General features: G+C 71.1%; 21 protein-coding genes. 5 read left to right on the top strand and 16 right to left on the bottom strand.

Annotated features, from left to right (window positions below; translation table 11 throughout):
* Positions 1-36 precede the first annotated feature (36 nt).
* The 3 genes from glpD to guaB all read right to left on the bottom strand — a co-directional run bounded on the left by glpD (position 37) and on the right by guaB (position 4,562).
* The gene (gene glpD / locus F8566_RS06010) at positions 37-1,776 is read right to left on the bottom strand and encodes a glycerol-3-phosphate dehydrogenase (protein WP_151558830.1); all 1,740 of its coding nucleotides are present in this window, start codon (positions 1,774-1,776) and stop codon (positions 37-39) included.
* 81 nt (positions 1,777-1,857) lie between these two features.
* Positions 1,858-2,967, bottom strand: coding sequence for a GuaB3 family IMP dehydrogenase-related protein (locus tag F8566_RS06015; RefSeq protein WP_151559039.1), 1,110 nt, complete (start codon positions 2,965-2,967; stop codon positions 1,858-1,860).
* A 98-nt stretch (positions 2,968-3,065) separates the two neighbouring features.
* Positions 3,066-4,562: an IMP dehydrogenase gene (gene guaB / locus F8566_RS06020; protein ID WP_151558833.1), complete on the bottom strand. Its 1,497-nt coding sequence runs from the start codon at positions 4,560-4,562 to the stop codon at positions 3,066-3,068.
* Positions 4,563-4,941: 379 nt separating this feature from the next.
* Between guaB and F8566_RS06025 the strand changes: the two genes are divergently transcribed.
* Complete coding sequence (locus tag F8566_RS06025) at positions 4,942-5,331, top strand: DUF5319 domain-containing protein (protein WP_151558834.1); 390 nt, start codon at positions 4,942-4,944, stop codon at positions 5,329-5,331.
* 23 nt (positions 5,332-5,354) lie between these two features.
* Here the strand turns inward: F8566_RS06025 and F8566_RS06030 are convergent, their stop codons facing one another.
* From F8566_RS06030 to groES, 4 genes are all read right to left on the bottom strand, one after another.
* Positions 5,355-6,125 carry a hypothetical protein gene (locus F8566_RS06030; protein WP_151558836.1) on the bottom strand — a complete coding sequence of 257 codons (771 nt, stop codon included), beginning with the start codon at positions 6,123-6,125 and terminating at the stop codon, positions 5,355-5,357.
* Complete coding sequence (locus tag F8566_RS06035; RefSeq protein ID WP_151559040.1) at positions 6,122-6,724, bottom strand: sigma-70 family RNA polymerase sigma factor; 603 nt, start codon at positions 6,722-6,724, stop codon at positions 6,122-6,124. The genes F8566_RS06030 and F8566_RS06035 overlap by 4 nt, the downstream gene beginning before the upstream one ends.
* A 282-nt stretch (positions 6,725-7,006) precedes the next feature.
* A complete protein-coding gene (gene groL / locus F8566_RS06040) occupies positions 7,007-8,635 on the bottom strand; it encodes a chaperonin GroEL (protein WP_151558838.1) in 1,629 nt (542 codons plus the stop codon).
* A 103-nt stretch (positions 8,636-8,738) separates the two neighbouring features.
* Positions 8,739-9,047, bottom strand: coding sequence for a co-chaperone GroES (gene groES / locus F8566_RS06045; RefSeq protein ID WP_151558840.1), 309 nt, complete (start codon positions 9,045-9,047; stop codon positions 8,739-8,741).
* A gap of 260 nt (positions 9,048-9,307) precedes the next feature.
* Here groES and F8566_RS06050 point away from each other — a divergent pair, with 260 nt between their 5' ends.
* The 4 genes from F8566_RS06050 (at position 9,308) to F8566_RS06065 (ending at position 13,934) form a co-directional block, all read left to right on the top strand.
* Positions 9,308-10,597 (top strand): THUMP-like domain-containing protein, encoded by a 1,290-nt coding sequence (locus F8566_RS06050; RefSeq protein ID WP_151558842.1) that lies wholly within the window; start codon positions 9,308-9,310, stop codon positions 10,595-10,597.
* Between the two features lie 160 nt (positions 10,598-10,757).
* Entirely contained in the window at positions 10,758-10,964 is a 207-nt protein-coding gene (locus F8566_RS06055; protein ID WP_151558844.1) for a zf-TFIIB domain-containing protein, read from the top strand.
* 192 nt (positions 10,965-11,156) lie between these two features.
* Positions 11,157-12,773, top strand: a complete 1,617-nt coding sequence (locus F8566_RS06060; protein ID WP_151558846.1) for an apolipoprotein A1/A4/E domain-containing protein — start codon at positions 11,157-11,159, stop codon at positions 12,771-12,773.
* 204 nt (positions 12,774-12,977) lie between these two features.
* Positions 12,978-13,934, top strand: a complete 957-nt coding sequence (locus F8566_RS06065; protein ID WP_151558848.1) for a phosphotransferase family protein — start codon at positions 12,978-12,980, stop codon at positions 13,932-13,934.
* Between the two features lie 37 nt (positions 13,935-13,971).
* Here the strand turns inward: F8566_RS06065 and tsaD are convergent, their stop codons facing one another.
* From tsaD to F8566_RS06110, 9 genes are all read right to left on the bottom strand, one after another.
* Positions 13,972-15,009 (bottom strand): tRNA (adenosine(37)-N6)-threonylcarbamoyltransferase complex transferase subunit TsaD, encoded by a 1,038-nt coding sequence (gene tsaD / locus F8566_RS06070; RefSeq protein WP_151558850.1) that lies wholly within the window; start codon positions 15,007-15,009, stop codon positions 13,972-13,974.
* Positions 15,006-15,506, bottom strand: coding sequence for a ribosomal protein S18-alanine N-acetyltransferase (gene rimI / locus F8566_RS06075; protein ID WP_151558852.1), 501 nt, complete (start codon positions 15,504-15,506; stop codon positions 15,006-15,008). The genes tsaD and rimI overlap by 4 nt, the downstream gene beginning before the upstream one ends.
* Entirely contained in the window at positions 15,503-16,213 is a 711-nt protein-coding gene (gene tsaB / locus F8566_RS06080) for a tRNA (adenosine(37)-N6)-threonylcarbamoyltransferase complex dimerization subunit type 1 TsaB (protein ID WP_151558854.1), read from the bottom strand. Before tsaB ends, rimI begins: the two co-directional genes overlap by 4 nt.
* A 73-nt stretch (positions 16,214-16,286) precedes the next feature.
* Positions 16,287-17,423, bottom strand: a complete 1,137-nt coding sequence (locus tag F8566_RS06085; protein WP_151558856.1) for a hypothetical protein — start codon at positions 17,421-17,423, stop codon at positions 16,287-16,289.
* Between the two features lie 141 nt (positions 17,424-17,564).
* A complete protein-coding gene (gene tsaE, locus F8566_RS06090; protein WP_264159290.1) occupies positions 17,565-18,041 on the bottom strand; it encodes a tRNA (adenosine(37)-N6)-threonylcarbamoyltransferase complex ATPase subunit type 1 TsaE in 477 nt (158 codons plus the stop codon).
* Complete coding sequence (locus F8566_RS06095) at positions 18,038-19,120, bottom strand: alpha/beta fold hydrolase (protein WP_151558858.1); 1,083 nt, start codon at positions 19,118-19,120, stop codon at positions 18,038-18,040. Before F8566_RS06095 ends, tsaE begins: the two co-directional genes overlap by 4 nt.
* Positions 19,121-19,135: 15 nt before the next feature.
* Positions 19,136-20,275 carry an alanine racemase gene (gene alr / locus F8566_RS06100; RefSeq protein WP_151558860.1) on the bottom strand — a complete coding sequence of 380 codons (1,140 nt, stop codon included), beginning with the start codon at positions 20,273-20,275 and terminating at the stop codon, positions 19,136-19,138.
* Positions 20,276-20,401: 126 nt separating this feature from the next.
* Positions 20,402-21,835 (bottom strand): NAD(P)H-hydrate dehydratase, encoded by a 1,434-nt coding sequence (locus F8566_RS06105; RefSeq protein WP_151558862.1) that lies wholly within the window; start codon positions 21,833-21,835, stop codon positions 20,402-20,404.
* Complete coding sequence (locus F8566_RS06110) at positions 21,832-22,191, bottom strand: holo-ACP synthase (RefSeq protein ID WP_151558864.1); 360 nt, start codon at positions 22,189-22,191, stop codon at positions 21,832-21,834. The genes F8566_RS06105 and F8566_RS06110 overlap by 4 nt, the downstream gene beginning before the upstream one ends.
* Positions 22,192-22,207 lie beyond the last annotated feature (16 nt).

The following is a 22,207-nucleotide window of genomic DNA, read 5'->3' on the forward strand; positions in this document are numbered from 1 at the left end:
GGCGAACGGCGCGTGTCGTGACCGGCGCTCCGGCGCCTAGGGAGTCGCGGTGGGAACGATGTCGGGCGCTCCCCGGCGGCTGGCGTCGGCCTCCTGGTCGCCGTCCTGGTTCTGGGAGTCGCGTTCGGCCTCGACGCGCTTGCGGTAGTACTCCACCTCGCGATCGGTCTGCTTCTTGGACCAGCCGAGCACCGGGGCCAGCAGGTCGGCGGCCTCCTTCGCGACACCCAGGCCGCGGTCCCAGGCCTCGATCGAGATGCGGGTACGGCGGGCCAGGACGTCGTTGAGGTGCCGGGCACCCTCGTACGCCGCCGCGTATACGATCTCGGCGCGCAGGTAGTCGTCGGCGCCGTTCAGCGGCTTGCCCAGGTCAGGCTTCTCCTTGATGAGCTCCAGCAGGTCGTCCACGAGCGTCCCGTACCGCCGCAGCAGGTGCTCGATGCGCGCCACATGCAGGCCGGAACCCGAGGCCAGCCGGTGCCGGGCGTTCCACATCGCCTGGAAGCCCTCGCCGCCGACCAGCGAGATGCGGTCGGTGCACGACTCGGCGACCTTGCCGTCCAGGCCGTGGGCGACGGCGTCGATGGCGTCCTTGGCCATGACCCGATAGGTGGTGAACTTGCCGCCGGCGACGAGGACGAGGCCGGGCACGGGGTGGGCGACGATGTGCTCGCGCGACAGCTGCGAGGTCTCGTCGCGTTCACCCGAGAGCAGCGGGCGCAGGCCCGCGTACACGCCTTCGACGTCGTCGTGGGTGAGCGGGGTGTTGAGCACCGAGTTGACATGTTCGAGGACGTAGTCGATGTCGGCGCGGGACGCCGCCGGATGCGCCTTGTCGAGGTTCCAGGCGGTGTCGGTGGTGCCGATCAGCCAGTGCCGTCCCCAGGGGATGACGAAGAGCACCGACTTCTCGGTGCGCAGGATGATGCCCGTGGACGAGTGGATACGGTCCTTGGGCACCACCAGGTGGATGCCCTTGGAGGCGCGCACGTGGATCTGGCCGCGCCCGCCGACGAGCTCCTGGATGTCGTCAGTCCAGACACCGGTGGCGTTGACGATCTGCTTGGCTCGCACCTCGCTGGTGGTGCCGGATTCGAGATCGCGGACGCGGAGCCCCGTCACCCGCTCGCCCTCGCGCAGGAAGCCCACGCACTGCGTGCGTGAGGCGATCTGCGCGCCGTACTCGGCGGCCGTGCGCAGCGCCGTCATCACGAAGCGGGCATCGTCGACCTGCGCGTCCCAGAACTGGATCGCTCCAACGAAGGCGTCCCTGCGGAGGGACGGCGCCAGCTTGAGCGCGCCCTTGCGGGTCAGGTGCCGGTGGTGCGGCACCCCGCGGGTGCTCCCCATGGAGAACGAGAGCGCGTCGTACAGTGCCACTCCGGCACCGAGATAGCCGCGCTCCCAAACACGCTTGGTCGTCGGCAAAAGGAACGGGACGGGCCGGACCAGATGCGGCGCGATCCGCTGGAGCAGCAACCCCCGCTCGGTCAGCGCCTCCCGTACGAGGTCGAAGTTGTACTGCTCCAGATAGCGCAGACCACCGTGGATGAGCTTCGACGAACGTGACGACGTGCCCGAGGCGAAGTCGCGGGCCTCCACGACCGCCACCGAAAGGCCGCGGGTGGCGGCGTCGAGCGCGGCGCCCGCGCCCACGATGCCCGCGCCCACGACGACGACATCGAACTCCTCCTGTCCCATGCGGTCCAGCGCGGCGGCGCGTTCGGCCGGCCCCAGCCGCGAGCTGCCCAGTCCGGTCACCGGTGATCCCGTCATCGCGATTCCCCCATGCGGGTTTGGGTCATCATGTGCCTTACCTACCCAACAGTAGGGATGCCGCCACCCCGAGGGCCACCCTCAGTGGGACTGCGGGGCGACCACGACCTGGACCCGCTGGAACTCCTTGAGCTCGGTGTAGCCCGAGGTCGCCATCGCCCGGCGCAGCGCGCCGATGAGGTTCATCGAGCCGTCGGCCACGTGCGACGGACCGTACAGGAGCTGCTCCAGGCTGCCGATCGTGCCCAGGTTGAGGCGTGTGCCGCGGGGCACATCGCCGTGGTGGGCCTCGCTGCCCCAGTGGTAGCCGCGGCCCGGCGCCTCGGTGGAACGGGCGAACGGGGAGCCGATCATGACCGCGTCGGAGCCGCAGGCAAAGGCCTTGGCGATGTCGCCGCTGTTGATCATGCCGCCATCGGCGATGACGTGCACGTAGCGCCCACCGGACTCGTCCATGTAGTCGCGGCGGGCCGCGGCCACGTCGGCGACCGCGGTCGCCATCGGCACCGCCACGCCCAGCACGGTGCGGCTGGTGTGGCCGGAGCCGCCGCCGAAGCCGACCAGCACACCGGCCGCGCCGGTGCGCATCAGGTGCAGGGCCGCGGTGTAGGTGGAGCAACCGCCGACGATCACGGGGACGTCGAGGTCGTAGATGAACTGCTTGAGGTTGAGCGGCTCGGCCCGCCCGGAGACGTGCTCGGCCGAGACCGTGGTGCCGCGGATCACGAACAGGTCCACACCCGCGTCGATCACGGCCTTGTGGAACTGCGCGGTGCGCTGCGGCGACAGCCGCGCGGCGACCGTCACCCCGGCCTCCCGGATCTGCTCGATCCGGCGGCCGATCAGCTCCTCCTTGATCGGCTCGGTGTAGATCTCCTGGAGCCGGCGGGTGGCGCGGGCGTCGTCCAGCGAGGAGATCTCGGCCAGCAGGGGCTCGGGGTTCTCGTACCGCGTCCACAGGCCTTCGAGATCAAGCACGCCGAGCCCGCCGAGCCTGCCGATCGCGATCGCGGTGGCCGGGCTGACGACGCTGTCCATCGGCGCCACGACCAGCGGCATCTCGAACCGGTAGGCGTCGATCTGCCAGGCGACGCTGACCTCCTCGGGGTCGCGCGTACGGCGGGACGGCACGATGCCGATGTCGTCGAAGGCATAGGCCCGGCGACCGCTCTTGCCCCGGCCGATCTCCACCTCAGCAGCCACTGGTGCTTCCTCTCATGACTCCGCCGTGACCACGGAACCGGAATGACGGTTCCTCGGTCACGGCGGGAAAAGCCGACCTCTTCAGACTAGCGGCCCTGGTAATTGGGAGCTTCGACGGTCATCTGGATGTCGTGCGGGTGGCTCTCGCGCAGCCCCGCCGCGCTGATCCTCATGAGCTGGCCGCGCTCCTGGAGCTCGGAGATCGTGCGCGCCCCGGCGTACCACATCGACTGGTGGAGGCCGCCGACGAGCTGGTGTGCCACGTTCGCAAGCGGGCCGCGGTAAGGCACCTGGCCCTCGACGCCCTCGGGGATCAGCTTCTCCTCGGCGCTGACGTCGGCCTGCGCGTAGCGGTCCTTGGAGTAGGAGGCGCCGCGCTCGCGGTTGCGCATGGCGCCGAGCGAGCCCATGCCGCGGTACGACTTGTACTGCTTGCCGTGTACGAAGATCAGCTCGCCCGGGGACTCCTCGATGCCGGCCAGCAGGCTGCCGAGCATCACGGTCTCGGCGCCGGCCACGATGGCCTTGGCGATGTCGCCGGAGTACTGCAGGCCGCCGTCGCCGATGACCGGCAGCCCGGCCTCCTTGGCCGCGCGGGCCGCCTCGAAGATCGCGGTGATCTGCGGCACGCCCACGCCCGCGACGACGCGGGTGGTGCAGATGGATCCCGGCCCGACACCGACCTTGACGCCGTCCGCACCGGCCTCGGCGAGCGCCTTGGCCCCGGCGTAGGTGGCGACGTTGCCGCCGACCACGTCGACCCGGGAGTTGGCCTTGATCTTGGCGATGGTGTCGGCGACGCCCTTGGAGTGGCCGTGCGCGGTGTCGACGATGATGACGTCCGTGCCGGCCTCGATGAGCGCCTGGGCACGGCGGATGGCGTCCTCGCCGACGCCCACGGCGGCGGCCACCAGCAGGCGGCCGTCGGCGTCCTTGGTGGAGTCGGGGTACTGCTCGCTCTTGGTGAAGTCCTTGACCGTGATGAGCCCGCGCAGCCGGCCCTCCGCGTCCACCAGCGGCAGCTTCTCGATCTTGTTGGAGGCCAACAGGTTGAACGCCTCGTCCTTGGACACGTCCACCGGGGCGGTCACCAGCGGCATCGGGGTCATGACCTCGCGCACCGGGCGCGAGTGGTCGGTCTCGAAGCGCATGTCGCGGTTGGTCACGATGCCGACCAGCACGCCGCGCACATCGGTCACCGGCACGCCGGAGATGCGGTAGCGGGCGCACAGCTCCTCGACGTCGGCCAGCGTGGCGTCGGGCAGGCAGGTCACCGGATTGGTGATCATTCCGGCCTCGGAGCGCTTGACCCGGTCGGCCTCGGCGGCCTGCTCCTCGACCGACATGTTGCGGTGCAGGACGCCGATACCGCCCTGGCGGGCCATCGCGACCGCGGTACGGGATTCGGTCACCGTGTCCATCGCGGCCGACACCAGCGGGATGCGCAGCGAGATGTTGCGGGTCAGCCGGGTCGTGGTGTCGGCCTCCCCCGGCTGCAGGTCGGAGTAGCCCGGCAGCAGCAGCACATCGTCAAAGGTCAGGCCCTGCGGGAGGAACTTCGCGGACTCGGCTGCGGGGTTCATGACGACCTTTCCAGTAGTCGCGGCGGCATCGTGCGCATTGTGAACAGCGCCAGGTCAGAACAGTGCCAGGTCACGGCGGCCCTGCTCCCATGGTAGGGCGTCACGTGCCCAGGCGACCGCCGCTTGCCCGCACCGCCCCTGTCCATCTGGGACGCCCCCCAGACCCCGCTACTCGGACGGCATCCCTTGCTTCGCTGCGGGCGCCGTCCTCGTGGCGTTCATGACACCCCGTAACGCCTGGGACGAGCCACTGAATTCCCCGCTGATCCGTAAAGATTCCTTCTATGGGGCATTACGTAACGGCATGGACACCTGGCCGTTCGCGCTCGGAAGGGACAGGGGGTGCACTTGGTGGGGCATTGCGCAGTAGCGTGGGACCGTGCACGACGATGCCCCGCTCGATCCGTTCGCCGACGATCCCGAGGACCCGGCGGCGTCGCTTGGCGATCCCGGGGACGAGATCGCGCCGCTCAGCGTGGCGGAGCGGGAGGACGTGCTGGCCGATCTGGCCGACCTGGAGGTCTTCCGGGCGCTCCTCGAACCCCTCGGCGTACGCGGGCTGACCGTCGACTGCGGCGACTGCGGAAAGCTGCACTACATCGACTGGGATCTGCTGCACGGCAACCTGCGGCATCTGCTCGACCAGGGCCTGCCCCGCGTGCACGAGCCGGCGCTGGCGCCCGACCCGGTCGACTACGTGAGCTGGGAATATGCCCGCGGCTACGTCGATGGCGTCATCGACAGCGAAGAGGGCCGCGAGACCGAGTGACCGGCTGACGGTCGCGCACGGCCCTATCGGCCGTCGCGGTCGCGGTGGCGATCGAGCCGCTTCTGGGCCTGCCTGCGGATGTCGTCCAGCTTCTTCCGGGTGTCGTCCTCGTCCTTGGCCTTGGGCGTCTGGAAGGGCCAGTCATCGTGCCCCTGCCGGCGGTGCTTGGGCGGCAACAGGTCTTCGAGCTTGCGCTTGAGGTCCTCGACACGGCGGCGTACCGGATCGGGCTCGGGCCCCTTCACGCCCGGACGGCCCTGAGCCGGCGCCACAGGCCCCGTGACCGGCGCCCTGCCCGGCGAGGGCGGGCGCCTCTTGGTTTCGAGCCGGACCACCAGCGGCTCGTCGGACACCTGGGGCGTCTGCGGGGCGGGGGCGGCGTCATGGGTCAGCCGGCCACCCGCGGCTGCGACGCCGGTGCTGGTCAGGACCACGCCCACGACTCCGAGGGCGACGAACGTACGGGAGCCGCGGCGCCGGCCGCCCGGGGTGGCCGGATCGTTGCCGCCCGCCTCGCGCGCCGCCTGGTCAGGCACCGAATCCGGCCCGGTGGCATCGCCGATGTCGAGTCCTGCGTCAACGTCGGCGACCAGTGCGTGCAACAGGCGCACGGCGGGCTCACAGGAGGCAGTGCGGCGGGCCGCCAGGTCGTCGAACAGCGCGTCGGTACGGCGTACGGCACTCAGATCCGCCTCCGGCGACGGGGGCGCAGGCGTCGGGCTCCCCGGTGTCGGGGGCGCGCCGGACATCGAAGGCTCGACCGGATCCGGGGCGCCGTGGCTCCGTTCCGTCAAGCGATCGACTCCTCTCGTGCCATCGCGCGCAACCGGGCCAGGGCCCGGTGCTGCGCGACGCGTACCGCCCCCGCGGACATGCCCAGCACATTACCGGTCTCCTCCGCCGACAGCCCCGCCACCACTCGCAACAACACCAGCTCACGCTGGTGATCGGGCAGGCGCGTCAGCAGATCGCGGGCGCGCTGCGCCTCGATGTAGCGCACCACGGTCTCCTCGGGACCCGGACGGTCGTCCGGTCCGTCCGGGAGGTCCTCGGTCGGCACGGCCGCGCGCACCGCGCTGCGCAGCGCATCAGCGATCTTGTGCGCGGCGATGCCGAAGACGAACGAGGCGAAGGGGCGGCCCATGTCGCGGTAGCGGGGCAGCGCGGACAGGACCGCGATGCAGACCTCCTGGGCCACGTCGTCGGCGATGTGGTACTGCCCGGAGACCCGGCCAAGGCGGGCCCGGCAGTAGCGGACCACCATCGGGCGGACGTGCCCGATGAGCACCTCGATCGCCCCCGGGTCACCCTGGACGGCAAGGCTCGTCAGCTCTTTGAGGTCGCCTTCGTCGGCCCCGCTCGAACGGACGGCGGCCGGGCGGACGACCCGCACCCCGCGTCCGACATCGGGAGCTGTCGGAGGGGCGTTCCCCCCCGAGGGCTCGGTAGCGCGCGCGGTCGTGGTCCCGGCGAAGGCTCCCTCGGTCACGAGAGCATGATGCCCAGCGGGGTCGAGCCTGTCTCCCCCGTCCACGACAACGGAATGGTCACAGTGCGGGGACGAGCCCCCTGATATGACGCAACGCGGTCATTCGGTCGCTCATGGTTCCCCGAACCATGCGAAGGCCCCCACCCGGATGGGTGAGGGCCTTCACTCCGGTCGTTCAACCGAGGGTCAGTGGCCGTGACCGTGGCCATGGCCGTGACCGCCGCCGGCGGCCTCATCGGCCTCCTCCGGCTTGTCCACGACGAGCGCCTCGGTGGTGAGCAGCATGCCCGCGATCGACGCGGCGTTGGTGACGGCCGAACGGGTCACCTTCACCGGGTCGATGACGCCCTGGGCGACCAGGTCGCCGAACTCGTCGGTCGCGGCGTTGAAGCCGTGGCCGACGGGCAGCTCCTGGACCTTGGAGACGACGACGTAGCCCTCCTTGCCGGCGTTCTCGGAGATCCAGCGGAGCGGCTCGACCAGGGCGCGGCGCAGGGCCTCCGCACCGGTGGCCTCGTCGCCGCTGAGGCCGAGGGCGTCGAAGCCCTCCTTGGCCACGTGCACCAGGGCGCTGCCGCCGCCGGACACGATGCCCTCCTCGATGGCCGCGCGGGTCGCCGAGATGGCGTCCTCCAGGCGGTGCTTCTTCTCCTTCAGCTCCACCTCGGTGGCGGCACCGACACGCAGCACGCAGACGCCGCCGGCCAGCTTGGCCAGGCGTTCCTGCAGCTTCTCGCGGTCCCAGTCGGAGTCGCTGTTCTCGATCTCGACCTTGATCTGGTTGATCCGGGCGTTGATCTCGTCCTGCGAGCCGGCACCGTCGACGATCGTGGTCGCGTCCTTGGTGACGGTGATCCGGCGGGCCCGGCCGAGGTCGTCCAGGCCGATGCTGTCGAGCTTGAGGCCGATGGCCTCGCTGACGACCTGGCCGCCGGTCAGGGTGGCCATGTCGCCGAGCATCGCCTTGCGGCGGTCGCCGAAGCCGGGCGCCTTGACGGCGACCGACAGGAAGGTGCCGCGGATCTTGTTGGCGACCAGCAGCGCCAGGGCCTCGCCCTCGACGTCCTCGGCCACGACCAGCAGCGGCTTCTTGGTCTGGGCGACCTTCTCGGCCAGCGGCAGGAACTCCTGCACGTTGGAGATCTTGCCGTCCACGATCAGCACGTAGGCGTCCTCCAGGACGGCCTCCATGCGCTCGGGGTCGGTCACCATGTGCGGAGACAGGTAGCCCTTGTCGAACTGCAGGCCCTCGGTGAACTCCAGCTCCAGGCCGAAGGTGTGGGCCTCCTCGACGGTGATGACACCGTCCTTGCCGACCTTCTCGAACGCCTCGGCGATCAGCTCGCCGATCTTGGCGTCCTGCGCGGAGATCGTCGCGACACCGGCGATGTCGCTCTTCTCCTCGATCTCGCGCGCCGACTTCAGGAGCTGGTCGGACACGAACTGCGCCGCCGCGTCCATGCCACGCTTGAGGCTCAGCGGCGAGGCGCCGGCGGCCACGTTGCGGATGCCCTCGCGCACGAGCGCCTGGGCCAGCACGGTCGCGGTGGTGGTGCCGTCACCGGCGATGTCGTTGGTCTTGGTCGCCACTTCCTTGGCGAGCTGGGCACCCAGGTTCTCGTACGGGTCCTCCAGCTCCACCTCGCGGGCGATGGTGACGCCGTCGTTGGTGATGGTCGGGGCGCCGAACTTCTTGTCGATGACCACGTTGCGGCCGCGCGGGCCGATGGTCACCTTGACGGCGTCCGCGAGGGCGTTGACGCCGCGCTCAAGAGCCCGGCGAGCGCCCTCGTCGAATTCAAGGATCTTCGCCATACGGATAACTCCCAAACTCCGTTGTACGGCAGACCGTCACGCGAGCGCCCCGGACCCGCCCCTGCTTCGGGCGGATCCGGGGCGTTGCATCACGTCTCGGTGATTACTTCTCGATGATCGCGAGGACGTCGCGAGCCGAGAGAACGAGGTACTCCTCGTTGTTGTACTTGACCTCGGTGCCCCCGTACTTGCTGTAGAGCACGACGTCGCCGACGCTCACGTCGAGCGGCACGCGCTCGCCCTTGTCGTCGACGCGTCCCGGGCCCACCGCAAGGACGGTGCCCTCCTGGGGCTTCTCCTTGGCGGTGTCGGGAATGACCAGGCCCGACGCGGTGGTGGTCTCGGCCTCGAGCGGCTGGACCACGATGCGGTCCTCAAGCGGCTTGAGAGCAACCTTGGTGGCGGTCGTCACGATCTGACCTCCCCTTCGTGGTGTCCTCGGCCGACCTCGGCGAGGCCGGCCGCACAGGTGGCAGAAGAGGCGACCCTGGACCGGCCTGTCGTCGCGGGTGCCAGACCGACCTTGTCGCTTTGGTTGGCACTCTCGCCTGGAGAGTGCCAGTCATGGAGACTATGCAATCCCCGGTAGCCCGTCAACACGAACACGGTCAAGGGCGAACACCGTCAACGGCGGCGCCTTCCGGCGTTCATCGCGGCGCTACCGTCCACCCTATGGACATCGCGGCGTTCGCAAGCCTTCTCACCCCGCCCGGCCAGGCGGTGCTCGCCGAGGCGGCCGGGTCGGACCTGAGCGAGAACGGGCTCATCACCACCGCGTCCCGGCTCCGCGAGCGCCACCCCGCCGACCTCGTCGCCGCCGCCCTCACCCAGGTGCGCCTCCGCGAGCGCGCCCGTGCCAAATTCGGCCGGGACGCGGCTCGGATGTACTTCACCCCCGCGGGTCTGGAGCAGTCCACCCGGGCGTCCGTGGCCGCGTACCGAGCTCGCCGCTTCGCCTCGTTCGCCTCGACGGAGCCGACGCTGGAGCTCGGGTGCGGGATCGGCGGCGACCTCATCGCCCGGGCTCGCGCGGGTGTGCCAGGTATGGGCGTCGAACTCGATCCGCTGACGGCCGCCGTGGCTCGGGCGAACGTGGATGCGTTCGGTCTCGGGGAGTCGGCGTCCGTCCGTGAGGGGGACGCCACGCGGGAGGACCCCGGCGGGTACGGGACGGTGTTCGCCGACCCTGGCCGGCGGACGGCGCGGGGGCGGGTCTTCGATCCCAGGTCGTACGAGCCGCCACTGGACACGGTGCTGGAAATCGCGGGCCGGGCGGGCGGCGCGTGCGTGAAGGTGGCGCCCGGCATCCCGCACGAGGCGGTGCCGGACGGCGCCGAGGCCGAATGGATCTCGGTCGGCGGCGAGGTCAAGGAGGCCGCGCTCTGGCTCGGCGGGCTGGCCGGAAACGTACGCCGCCGCGCCACGCTGATCACCGAGGGAGACCGGGGAGGGGCGGGCGCGGCCGGCACGGACGTGGCTGAGCCGGGCGGGGCCGGGGCGTGGGTCGAGACGCTGACACCCGAGCCCGGGCTGGGCGATCCGGCCGTACGGGAGTGGGGCCGTTATCTGTACGAGCCGGACGGGGCCGTGATCCGCGCCCACCTGGTCGCCGAGGTGGCGGCACGGGTGAACGGCGGGCTCGCCGACCCGAAGATCGCCTATGTGACCTCCGACGAGCTCGTCCCGACGCCGTTCGCCGCCGCGTACGAGATCGAGGACGTGCTGGGCTTCTCGCTGAAGCGGCTGAAGGCCGAGCTGCGGCGCCGTGAGGTCGGCGTCCTGACGGTCAAGAAGCGCGGCTCGGCGGTCGATGTCGACCGGCTCCGGCGCGACCTCGGTTTCGCGCGGAAGGCGCCCAGGGGAGCGAAGGAGATGACGCTCGTGCTGACCCGGGTCGGCACGGCGCCGATCGCGCTGCTGACTCGCCCGGCGGACCATCGCGCCCTTAATCAATCCCAATGATCTCCATGTCGGCCGAGAACACCAAGTGACCACGGGCAACGCGCCACGGCAGAGCAAATCCTGAGCACTTTCCGGCATTGCGCGGACTATGATTTACGACCGACCGGCAAGGGTGTATGAACCGGGCCGGGAAACGGCTCCGCCTGATCAGGAGGTGGCCATGCAATGCCCCAAATGCCATGCGGGAATGGTCGGCTACCAGCGCGACGGCATCCTGATCGAGCAGTGCATGTCCTGCCGCGCGGTCCTGATCGGTGAGTACGAGCTGGTCAGATTGGTGGAGACCTGCGGCTGCACGCTGCCGCCGCCCCTGCCCAGCAACGGGCACGGCGGGAGGCACTATGAGGGACGCCACCGCCGGAATTAAGCAGAACACCCGAATCACCACACTCGTTGTGATCGGACACGTTCCGTACCACTCGGGAAACAAGCGCATTCTACAGAACTCGTAATGTTCCCTGCTCCCTCTCATAAGCGTGCTGGAGAAGCACTATGGTTGGGCCCTCACGATTCATTGCCGCGCGTTATTTAGCCGCGTCGGCACACGAAGGAGCATCGGGTGGAAACGAATCACAACTTCCTGCAGACGGGGGGTCAACCGGTCTCGGACCGGATGCGGGAGTTGCTCGCCCGTGCGGCGCAGGACCACGTCTATGAACAGCGCTCACAGGGTCAGGTCCTGGATGAGATACGCCAGCGACTGGAAGGTATGGAGTGGCTGCTCCGGGAGGTCCGGGAGCGGGAGCTCAACGGGCTGACGGGGCAGCTCGACAACGTGCGCGGGCAGGTCGACGACCTGTCCAGCAAACCGCCGGAGTGGGCCGAGGGACTTGCCGAGCACATCGAGGCGGTGGGCGAGCGGGTCAAGCCCGTCGCCGAACTGCCGGCGCTCTGGGCCGACGTCGGGGTCGTGGCCGAGAACGTCGATGAGGGGCTCACCCGGCTGCAGGCGGTGCTGGACTCCGCGCAGAACATCACCGACGCCACCCAGCAGGCGTCGCAGCGGATGGAGGAGATGACCAAGCGCCTGGACAAGCTCCAGGGAAGCATGGAGGCGGCCTCCGTCCGCTTCAACCGGCTGGACAAGTCACTGGCCGAGCTGGGGCACCGGGCTGAGAAGCTCGAACACTCGATCACCGGGGTCACCACGCGGGTGGACCAGTCGCTGGGCGAGATGGCCGAGCGCGTGGAGCAGGGCCTGGAGGCCGTCAACGGGCGGGTCGAGGGGGTCGGTGGACGGCTGGACGGGCTGGACGGACGGCTGGACGGGCTCGATGGCCGACTCGAGGGGCTGTCGGGCAAGCTGAACGGGCTGGACGGCCGGTTCGAGGGCATCGACGACCGGATCGACGGCGTCAACGACCGGATCGGCCAGCTCCCCGCCACGCTGGAGATCTCCGAGCTGCACCGCAAGCTGGCCGAGCTGGTCCAGCGTCCGGTGCTCGACCACAGCGACCGCTTCGACGCGCTCGAAAAGCACCTCGTCGACGCGGTCGACCCGCTCATCGAGGAGCTGCGCGCCCGGCCGGACCGCGACGAGGTCAAGGCGACGATGTCCCAGATCGCCGAGACCGCCTACAGCGACGTCGCCAAGCGGATGGAGGAGTTCTCCAAGCGCTTCGAGGACGTCCACGAGGACGTGCGCAAGCGCATCGAGGGCATCCACGAGGAGGTCACCAAGAAGGTCGACGGCGCCCTGGAGGAGTTCACCACCCAGGTGGAGATCGTGTCCCGGCGCGTCGAGTCGGTGCACATCGACGTCACCAAGCAGGTGGAGTCGGTGCACAACGAGGTCTCCCGCCAGGTCACCGGCGTGCACGACGACGTCAGCAGGCGGATCGACGGCATCCACGACGACGTCACCAAGCAGGTCGACAGCATCCACGAGGACGTCACCAAGCGGGTCGGCGGCGTCCAGGAGGAGTTCGCCAGGCGCGTGGACGGCATGCACGACGAGGTCGCCCGCCGTGCCGCGGACGTGCAGACGGAGGTCGGCAAGCGGGTCGAGGGCGTCCAGACGGAGGTGGGCAAGAAGGTCGACAGCTTCCACGGCGACGTCACCAAGCAGGTGACGGCGGTGCACGAGGACGTCCTCAAGCGGCTCTCGACGCTGGAGGAGACCATGCTGGCGCTGGCCGAGGCGCTGCTGCGCCCCCGCCGCGAGGGCAAGGACTGAGGCCGCGTCCCTGGCGGCGGGCTCCGTTGATCACGGGAAGGTGGGGCGCCCACGAGGGCGCCCCACCGCCCCCGCGATCCCTCAAGGGACGCCCGGGAAGGCGGCACGGAGGAGGATCCTCCTCCCAAGAAACGCCGACGACGTGCGTTTCGTTACGTTCCGTCTTTGCAAAATCACTCTCAATACCCATCTGAATCCGTTTTCATGGATCTCGTGACCCAGACCCCGGCTACCTGCCTTCCGATCGGCGCACCGCCCAGCCGCGCCACCCTGCGCTGGGTCGAGGAGTGCCTCGGCCGGGGCGCCGAGGTCAGGATGATCCGCCCACTGGCGGGCGGCGTCGCGCACGTCAACCACGCGCTCCTGGTGGAGAGCCGCTCGGGCAGCGCCCACCGTCTCGTGCTCCGCCGCTGGCTCCCCGCGGGTCCCGGCCGCCCGCACGACGCCTACTTCCCCCGGGGCGGCTCGGATTTCTCCCCCGAACGTGAGATCGCCGCGCTGGCCCTCCTGGCCGGTGCCGAGATCCCGACCCCCTCGCTGGTCGCCGCCGACCCCGCCGGCGCCTACGGCGACGCCCCGGCCCTGCTCATCACCCGGCTGATCGGGCACCCGCCCCGGCCGGCCCCCGACGACCTGCCCGAATACCTCATCCAGCTCGCGGCGGCGCTGCTGGGCGTGCATGCGCTGAGCGGCGCGTCCACGATGCCGCCGTACGTCCCGTACAACCGGCTCGGCGTGCGCACACCGCCGGTGCACGCGGGCCGCGCCGAGCTCTGGCAGCGCGCGTACGACGTCGCGTCCAGGCCCGCGCCGGAGGCGCCGTCCCGCTTCATCCACCGCGACTACCAGCCGGACAACACGCTGTGGTCGTACGGGCGGCTCACCGGCGTCGTCGACTGGTCCGACGCCTCGTACGGCCCCGTCGCCGTCGACATCGCGCGGATGCGGCTGACCCTGGTGCTGCGGTACGGCAAGCCCGTGGCCGACCGGTTCCTGGCCGCGTTCGACCAGGTGTCCGGCGGCTACCCGCACGACCCGTACTGGGACGTGCAGTGCCTGCTGGACATGCTCCCGGAGGAACCCGGCCGGGTCATCAGCGAGGCCCACGTTCCGCTCATCGAGGACTATCTCGCGTCCCTGCTCGCCGAGCTCGAAGCCTGATCGGGAGCTCGAAGCCTGATCGGCGGCCGGAGCAGGGCTAGAGCAGCACGTGCTCGATCGGCAGGCTGGAGTCGGCAGGCAGGTCGAGCTCTGACGGGGCCTTACCGGAGGCGACCAGCTCGGAGCCCAGCGCGGCCACCATGGCGCCGTTGTCGGTGCACAGCTTGGGCCTCGGCACCCGCAGCCGTACGCCCGCGGCCTCGCACCGTTCCTGGGCGAGGGCCCGCAGCCGGGAGTTGGCCGCCACGCCGCCGCCGATCAGCAGATCCTGAACGTCGTTGTCCTTGCAGACCCGCAGTGCCTTGTGGGTGAGGACGTCGACCACCGCCTCCTGGAACGAGGCGGCCACGTCCGCGACCGGCACCGGCTCGCCGGCGCGTTCCCTCGCCTCGACCCAGCGCGCGACGGCCGTCTTGAGGCCGGAGAAGGAGAAGTCGTAGGTGCCGTCGGCGTACTTGCCACGCGGGAACGCGATCGCGGCCGGATCGCCGTCGCGGGCCATCCGGTCGATCACCGGGCCGCCGGGGAAGCCGAGATCCAGCACCCGGGCGACCTTGTCGAACGCCTCGCCCGCCGCGTCGTCCACGGTCGACCCCAGCGGCCGCACGTCGGTGGCCACATCGGGCACCAGCAGCAGCGAGGAGTGGCCTCCCGAGACCAGCATGGCCACGCAGGGCTTGGGCAGCGGGCCGTGTTCGAGCTGGTCGACGGCCACGTGCGCGGCCAGGTGGTTCACCCCGTACAGCGGCTTGCCGAGGGACAGCGCGTAGGCCTTGGCGGCGGCCACGCCGACCATCAGCGCGCCGGGCAGCCCCGGACCGGCGGTGACCGCGAACGCGTCGATGTCCTCGAACGCCACCCCGGCGTCGGCGAGCGCACGCTCCACGGTCGGCGTCATGGCCTCAAGGTGGGCCCGTGAGGCCACCTCGGGCACCACGCCGCCGAACCTGGCGTGCTGATCCACGCTGGAGGCGATCGCGTCGGCCAGCAGGGTGTGGCCACGGACGACGCCGACCCCGGTCTCGTCGCAGGAGGTCTCGATGCCCAGCACCAGGGGCTCGGAGTCTCGGATCATGATTGCTCCCGGGAAAAGCCGACGGGCGCACGGCGAACCCCGCGCAGCTCGCGGCGCATCACGATGGCGTCCACGTTCGACGGCTGGTAGTAGCGCTTGCGGAGGCCGACCCGCTCGAAGCCGAACCGCTCGTACAACCGGCGCGCCGGGTCGTTGTCGGCGCGCACTTCCAGGAAGACGGCCTCACTGTCACGGCGGGCCGCCTCGTCGAGCAGCTCGGTGAGCAGCGCGGCGCCGATGCCCGCGCCCCGCCAGCCGGTCCGCACCCCGATGGTCTGCACGTCCGCCTGCCCGCCCGCGGCGGACAGGCCCGCATAGCCGACGATCTCCCGGTCGCCGGACTCGGCGATCACGTAGTGGCGAGTGCGCGGCTGGTCCGCCAGCTCACCGCGGAGCATCTCCTCGCTCCACGCGTCCTCGGGGAACAGCTCGCGCTCCAGCCGCAGGACGGCGGGCAGATCCTCGGAGGTCATGCCGCGCAGCAGAAACCTCGTCATGGCCGCACTCCGCTCGGCGGCGTCGCGGGCGTCACCTTCTTGCGCGGGCCGGGCTCCTTGGCGTCAGGACGCCGCAGGTAGAGCGGCTCGGGCGGGAGCAGCTCCGGCCCGGCGCCGCCCGACAGGCGGGTCACCACCAGCTCCGCCAGCGCCGACGCAGTCGGCAGCAGCGGCACGGGGTCCTGGCCGGGTGTGCCCAGCACGTCGGCGTACAGGGCCGCGCCCTCGCCGATCACCGGCAGATCGCTGGGAGCCCCGTCGCGCACCTCGGTGGCCGGGCCGACTGCGGGTTCGGTCGTACGGGCACCCGCCGAGTCGTAACGGGCCCAGTAGACCTCCTTGCGCCGGGCATCGGTCGCCACGGCGAACGGCGTCATCCGGCCCGAGGCCCAGGCGATGACGTCCAGCGTGCAGACGCCGTGCACGGGGACGCGCAGCGCCTCACCCATGGCCCGTGCGGTGACCAGGCCGACGCGCAGGCCGGTGTAGGGGCCGGGGCCGACGCCCACCGCCAGCGCGCTGAGGTCCTCAGGTGCCGCCCCCGCCTCGGCCAGCACGGCCGCGATCGAAGGGGTGAGCAACTCGGTGTGCCGGCGCGGGTCGACCGCCTCGGCCGCCGCGCGGCCGACGATCCCCTCGCCCGGAGACCATTCGTACAGCGCCACGGTGACTGCGGCGGTCGCGGTGTCGAAAGCCAAGACGAGCACGAACTAAAAGCTTAGTGCCCGTGACAGGCGGTGGGGCCCGCGCGAGACACCCCGAGGGTCACCGGGACCCCGTTCAGCTGGAGTTGAGGCCGGTGACGGCGCTCTTCGCGGCTTCCAGAGCGCCGTCGATGGCGGTGGACTCACTCAGCGGAGATCCCTTGTTGGAGCCCGAGTAGTGGATCGTCACCAGCACGTTGACGACGCGGACGTTGGCGATGGCCTCGCTCGACCCCTGGCTGTCGTTCACGCTGTAGACGACGTAGCCGTCGTCGCCGATGTCGGTGAGGCGGCGCTTCTCGGTCAGCTCCTGGGCCGCGAGCAGGGCCTTTCCAGACTCGTCCGCGGTGCGCTCGGCCTCGAACGAGGCGCGGGCGGCGTCGGTCGCGCTCTTGTCGCCCGACGCGGCGATCGCGCGCAGCTCCAGGGTCAGCTGGCGCTTGCGGTCACCGGTGTAGGCGCCCCAGACGCACTGGTTCTGCCGGTCGTTGCTCTGGTAGTTGTCGGCCTGGGTGCGGTCGGCGTTGGGGGCGAGCCTGCCCGCCAGGTCGTTGCCGACCAGCTGGCACGCGTCGGGCACGAGCGACCGTTCGCCCGTGGTCTGGGGTGTGTTGTCGGCCGCGCCGCTGTTGGCGACCTCACCGCCGGTGTGCGCGCGGTCCCCCACGCCGGACCCGCCCATGATCACGAACGCGCCCAGCACGCAGGCCGCGGAGCCGGCCACCACGCCCGCCAGGACGAAGGCCCAGCGGCGGCTCGACTGCTTCTTCCGCACGACGCGGTGGCTTCCGCTGCCGGTACGGCGGGAGCCGACGTCGCGCATGGGCCGGGGACCGGTCTCACGCATCGCGCTGGGGCCGGTGTCGCGGATGTAACCAGGCCCAGAGCCGTGAACGGAACCAGGCCCAGTGCCGTGGCCAGAACCGGGCCCGGTGCCATAGCCGGAACCCTGGACCGGGCCAGGCCCAGAGCCGTGAACGGGGCCGGGGCCAGAGCCGTGGACCGGGCCAGAGCCCGAGCCGTGGACGGAGCCGCCGCCGGTGTCGCGGGGGGCGCCGGGACCGGTGTCGCGGATGGGGCGGCGGGGGCCGGAATCGCGCGCCGGGTAGCCGCCGCTCCCCGCCGGAGGGCGTGGGCCGAGGCCGACATGGCGGTACGCCCCGCTGTCCGCGCCGTCGGTGCGGTGATTCCCGCTGCGATGATTCCCACTCACCGGTCCCACTCCCGCCCGAGGAAAGGTGCTATGTCGCGAAGGTGTGGTTCGTTCCGGCAAAGAGTACGACATATGACCGTAAAGTTGCCCGGTCCCACTTACGGAAAATCGCGAGTGTTTCTCAGATCGCGCCAGGCCACATCAGGCCAGATCGTCGCGCAGGTCGGACCATCGCGCGCCGACACCGGTGATGGTCACCGACCGTTCCTCGGGCCCCTCGTCACGCCCGCGAGAAATGATCACTTCTAGTCGATCTTCGGTCAGGCCTTCCGCCAGACCCTCGCCCCATTCCACGATCGTGACCGACTCCGCCACCGACGCGTCCAGGTCGAGATCGTCGAGCTCGGCGAAACCCCCCAGCCGGTAGGCGTCCACATGCACCAGCGGCGGCCCGCCGCACAGCGAGGGATGCACCCGCGCGATCACGAACGTCGGCGAGGTGATCGGCCCGCGCACCTTGAGCCCCTCCCCGATCCCCTGCGTGAGCGTCGTCTTGCCGGCGCCGAGGTCGCCGGTGAGCACCAGCAGGTCCCCGGCCCGCACCAGCCCGGCCAGCCGGAGCCCCAGGTCCCGCATGTCCTCGGCGGTGGGCACGATCAGGTTCACAGCCTCACTCACGCGGTGCGCTCCTCGCGACGGGGCAGGACTCGTTCGACCAGACGGCGCAGGCCACCGGTGACCACGCCCGGGTATTCGAGCGGCAGGACGTGGCCGGCGTCGCCGACCTCGACCAGCTCCGCGTCGGGATGGAGCTCGGCGATGCGGCGGCCGTGCTCGGGCGGCGTCAGCCGGTCCGCGCCACCGACCAGGACGAGCGCGGGGATCTTGGAGATCGTCTCCATGGCGGCCGCCTTGTCGTGGGAGACCAGCGACGGGTAGAACTCCGCGATCACGTCGATCGGGGTCGTTCTGATCATCTGCTCGAGGAAGTCCACCACGGTCGGGCTGACGTGCTTGTCGGCGAACGCCATCCGGCGGGTGACCATGAAGGCGATGTCCGACCCGTACACCCGCGCCCGGTCCACGATCGCCGCGCGGCGGCCGAGGCCGCGCAGGGTGCCCGAGGCCAGCGGCCGGATCACCTTGGCCAGCACGAGCGGCAGGCCGAGCGTCAGCTCGGCGAGCTCGCCGGAGGAGGTGTTGACCAGCGCCACGGCCTTGATCTGGCTCCCGAACAGCTTCGGACGGGCCGCCGCCAACGCCATGATCGACATGCCGCCCATGGAATGGCCGACGAGCACGACGGGCTCGTTCGGGCGGACGGTCGCGCGCAGCACCGCGTGCAGGTCGGCGCCGGTCTGGTCGATCGTGGCGTGCGTGGGCTTGCTGCGCCCCGAGCGGCCGTGACTGCGCTGGTCCCAGAAGACCATCCGCAGCTTCGTGCCCTTCGCCGCCAGATCGCGCCGCTGGTAATGCCAGGAGTCCTGGTTGAGCGTGTAGCCGTGGCAGAACACCACGGTCAGCGGTGCGTCGTCCGGGCCGTCGATCTCGACGTGCAGCGGCAGGCCGTCGTCGGCCAGCACCGTCAGCTCCCGGCCGCGCAACTCGCCGAACGGCTCACCCGCGTCCGGGTCAGGACGCAGCCGGACGCGGCCGACCGCCAGCTGCCGCAGCCCGACCGCGGCGCCCACACCGGCCGCGCCGATGCCCGCCACGGCGCCGGCGACGCCGATCCTGCGCTTGTTCCTGCTGTCCATTTTCTGCCCTGCCTCTTACGGTGCGCCTTGCGATGCGCCGTCCTCGTACACCCGGGGCACCCGCGTCCCGATGCGGGTGACGATCTCATACGAGATCGTGCCGAGCGTGTCCGCCCACTCCTGTGCGGTGGGCTCGCCCCGGTCCCCCGGGCCGAACAAGATGATCTCGTCCCCGGCGGACAGCGTGTCGTCCCCCAGGTCGATGACGAACTGGTCCATGCAGACCCGCCCGGCGATCCGGCGACGGCGGCCGCCCGCGAACACCTCCAGCAGGTTGGAGCCGTGCCGGGGGATCCCGTCGCCGTAACCGGCCGGTACCAGCGCGAGGTTGGTCTCCCGGTCGGTGACGTAGGTGTGGCCGTACGAGACGCCGCTGCCCGCCGGAGCCCGCTTCACCACGGCCGTGTCGGCGGTGAGCGTCATGGCCGGCCGCAACCCGAACGTACCGAGCGCCGGCACGGGCGTCAGCCCGTACATGGCGATGCCCGGCCGCACAAGATCAAAACGGGCCTCCGGCAATGTCAGGATGGCGGCCGAGTTGGACAGATGCCTGACCTCCGGCCGGATCCCCGCCTTCTCGGCGTGCTCGACGAGCTCCTTGAAGACCTCGATCTGGCTCGCGATCGAGGGATGCCCGGGGTCGTCCGCGCAGGCGAAGTGCGAGTGGAGCCCCACGACCCGCAGGTGCCCCGCGGCCTCGGCCTTGAGCGCGGCGTCCACGAGCGCGGCCCAGTCCGCCGGGGTCGAACCGCCGCGGCCCATCCCGGTGTCGGCCTCGAGCTGCAGCCTCGCGGGCCTCCCGGCGCGTTCGGCCGCCGCGGCGATCTCCTCGACCAGCGAGGGCGTGCCCGCGGTCAGATCGACGTCCAGCGCGATCGCCTCGTCGTACGGCTCGCCAGGCACCCCCAGGCAGACCAGCGTCCGTACCCCGGTGACCCCTGCCCGCCGCAGCTCCAGCGCCTCAGCGAGCTTGGCGACCCCCAGCCAGGTGGCTCCGCCCGCCAGCGCCGCACGGGCGGTGGGCACCAGCCCGTGGCCGTACGCCTCCGCCTTGACCATGGCCATGACCTCGGCGCCGCCTGCCCGTTCCCGCAGCAGCGAGACGTTGTGGCTGATGGCGGCGAGATCGATGCGCGCCTGCGCTGGACTCCTCATAGTTACCCAGTGTGCCGGTCCACAGACAGTGGATGGGCTGCATTCCCCCGCTGCCCCGACCACACGATCCCCGTGAACGCCTATGACGTTCCTTACCCACTTGGACGCAATCGCCCGCTGGAGGGTTCATTCGGCCAGGCTTCGGAAGGCGTCGGGAAGCGCGGAGACGACATCGAACGCGCTGATCGGCGCTCCGTCCGAGGAGAGCCGCGCGGCCAGCCCGTGCAGGTAGGCCCCTGCCGCCGCCGCGTCCAGCGCCTGCATCCCGCCCGCCAGCAACGCCCCGATCAGCCCGGACAGCACGTCCCCGGTCCCCGCCGTGGCGAGCCGCGGCGTGCCCGTCGGATTGACCCGTACCGGACGGTCCTCCTCGGCGACCAGAGTCGTCGATCCCTTCAGCAGCACGATCGCGGACAGCTCCGCCGCCGCCCGCCGGACATGCTCCAGCCGCCGCGCCTCGATGATCTCCCGCTCCACATCGAGCAGCCGGGACAACTCCCCGGCATGAGGCGTGAGGACGGTCGGCGCCTCCCGCCGCAGCAGATCCCGTCGCCGCGCCAGGATCGTCAGCCCGTCCGCGTCCACCAGCACGGGCAGATCGGTGCTCAGCGCCGCCTCGACCAGCGCCTCACCGTCCGCGCCGGTCCCCAGCCCCGGCCCCACCACCCAGGCCTGCACCCGCCCGACCTGGTCCACGCCGTCCCGGGGCCGGATCACCGCCGTCACGACCTCGGGCCACCGATGCCGCACCACCTCCACGGCGTGCGGCACGGACGCGAACCGGACCATCCCCGCGCCCCCGCGCACCGCCCCGCCCACGCTCAGCACCGCGGCACCGGTGAACTCATCGCTGCCGGCCAAGATCCCGACCACGCCCCGGCGGTACTTGTCGGACTCCGGCCCCGGCTCGGGCGGCGCGATGTCCACCGGCCAGGCCGCGACGACATCCGGATCAGGCAGATCCAGCCCGATATCGACAAGCTCCACGACTCCGCAGAACGCCGCCCCCGGATCGATCAACAATCCGGGCTTGTGGGTCCCGAACGTGACGGTCACATCCGCCCGTACGGCGACGCCCTCCACCCGTCCGCTGCTGGCGTCGACCCCGCTGGGCACATCGCAGGCCACGACCATCCCGTTGGCCTCCGAGGCCCGCCGCGCCAATTCCGCGTACGGCTCCCGCAGTCCCCCGGTCCCACCGATCCCGGTCAACCCGTCAACGACGAGATCGGCATCTTCGATCCCGGCGTCCTCCGCCAGCCGCCCACCCGCTCCCCGCAACGCGGCCAGCCCCGCCTCATGGATCTTCGAACCGGCCGCCACACCGGTCACCCGGGCGCCCCGCCGAGCCAGCAATGCCCCGGCGTACAGAGCGTCGCCCCCGTTGTCCCCGCCCCCCACGAGCAGGACGACATCCGCCCCGTACACCCGCGGCAGCAACCCGGCGCAGACGGCAGCCAGCCCCGCCGCCGCCCGCTGCATCAGCGTGCCCTCCGGCAGCCGCGCCATCAGCGCCTGCTCGGCCGCGCGTACCTTGCCGACCTCGTGCGCGTACCTCATCCACACTCCCCTTCAGCGATCACGACCGCCGTGGCGATGCCCCCGTCGTGGCTGAGCGAGATATGCCACCGCGCCACCCCACGCTCAGCCGCGGCCGCCGCCACCGTCCCGGCCACATGCAGCGTGGGCCTCCCGCTGTCCTCCCGCCGCACCTCCGCGTCGGTCCACAAGAGCCCGCGCGGCGCGCCCAGTGCCTTGGCCAGCGCCTCCTTGGCCGCGAACCGGGCCGCCAGCGACCGCCCCGGCAACCCCCGCTCCCCCTCGGTGAAGAGCCGCGTCAACAACCCCGGCGTCCGCTCCAGCGACCGCTCGAACCGAGCGATGTCCACCACATCGATCCCCACACCCACGATCACGAACCCCACCCTGCCA

The organism is Actinomadura rudentiformis, from assembly GCF_008923185.1.
Lineage (GTDB): Bacteria > Actinomycetota > Actinomycetes > Streptosporangiales > Streptosporangiaceae > Spirillospora > Spirillospora rudentiformis.